We start from the raw sequence: 1755 nt of genomic DNA, 5'->3' as shown, positions 1-1755 counted from the left end.
ATCAAAAAAAAAAAAAAAAATCAATCGTTTTTTATAAGAAAATAGTTCATTCATAAAGAATCAAAATAATTGTAAATTTCAATAAAAAATTGCACGAACTAACTGCCGAGCAGGTACGTGAAAAAACTGCTCAAGGACTTCATAATAACTTTAATGCTAAGCCAAGTAGTAGTAACTGGGAAATATTGGTTGTATACTAAATCCGGGGCATGGAAAAAATTCCGGTTCTGGATTTCAATTTTTATATACAAAAAGACAAATATCCAAAAATACTGCCTAGATTTCTAGAGTGAATTTTTCCCATGCCCCGAACTTGATAAAGAGCCAATAAAGAAGGGAGCGTCTCAACAATATCATGATTCCTTTTGAAACAAGATTTTGTCGAGTCACCCCCGCACAGTTTATTAGATATCTAAAAGCTTTTATAAAGCGAATTTAGATATCAATAAATCAGTACGTCTATGAGTTATCATATACACTTTTTTTAATTTAGGACTTTTGAGTCAGCCCTTCTTCTATTTTAAAATTCACTATATACATATTCTTGGACATTTGAAAAATCCGTTAAAAAACAGTATATTATTATTCCCATTATAACTATATAAAAGAATAGCACCCAAAGTGCAAGACTTTGATTATAGCTTAATCTACTTTTTAAGTTTGTAAAGATCTCTTTCAAAATCAATCCATCCTCTCCAACCTAAATGCATTGCATCGTACATATAATATTCCTCATATTCTTTACTAGAATAATCCATTACTTCTATATTATTCTTTTTAGCAATTTCTTTCAAGTTATTATACGCAACCTGTCTTTTTTCACTATCTATTCCTGTATAATCACTCCACTTACCATTAGCAGGAAGTATAGCGAATTTCATATTTAGATTCAAGTCTTTAACTATTGATAAAAGTATATCTAAATCATCATATTCCTTAGACTCATCATATTTCGTATTTTTAGAACTATTTTTCAATTGATCATATTTTGTTTTAATATACTTATCATAATAAGTATTATCAATTTGATAATCATTGTTATTAGTTCTCTCTTTAGCTTGTTCAGTTACCTTTTCATCTAACTCTTTCCAGTTATAATCAGGTGTTTTTTCACCACTTAAGGGATAATTTTCTCTTCCTTTATTTTTGAAAAACTCATACTTACTCTTTAATTTGTAAAAGTAATTATCCAGTTTTAAAAATTCCCCTGTGATAAAATTCCCTTGTTCCTCTACAAAATATTTTTTATAACTCCTATATTTCTTATTAAGAACTTTATTAGTTGATGAAAGTTCAATTACTCTATTAATAAACTTTTCTTTTGTTTCTTTACTAATTTTATCATTAGCCATAGTGTTATAAACATGCTCACTAGAAATTCTTGATAAAAATGCATCTTTTAAAATACCATTTTTATTATCGAACCACTGAATTGATTGAATCATGACAATTTCATTATTTCTTATATCATTTCCGATAGAACCTATCGTTGCTGCATGTATAATATTTTGAGAATTACCTACTCCTATTTGCATAATGTTAAAATCTTCATAGTTAAAGATTTTCTTTGGATGATATTCTTCATTTATTGTTGTAGTTAATTCTGATGAACCTAATAATACTAATGTTTTAGGAGTAATATTCTCAAGGATTATATCCTTACTCTTATATTTTTCAAAAGCAGTACTATATCTGACGCTATTATCATTTACTTTATAATAGTTTTCTATCTTTTTTAAATACGTCTTATTTAAA

The 1755-nt window shown here is 27.1% G+C and carries 1 protein-coding gene; it reads right to left on the bottom strand.

Translation table 11 applies throughout. From position 1 onward, the window contains the following. Window positions 1-647: 647 nt before the first annotated feature. Window positions 648-1755 (bottom strand): D-alanyl-lipoteichoic acid biosynthesis protein DltD (gene dltD, locus JX287_RS08170; protein ID WP_204644389.1); only part of this gene is annotated, 1108 nt, incomplete at its 5' end.

The sequence above is a fragment of the Gemella haemolysans genome, assembly GCF_901873445.1.
Taxonomy (GTDB): Bacteria; Bacillota; Bacilli; order Staphylococcales; family Gemellaceae; genus Gemella; species Gemella haemolysans_C.
This window is presented reverse-complemented; position numbering and strand designations above follow the sequence as displayed.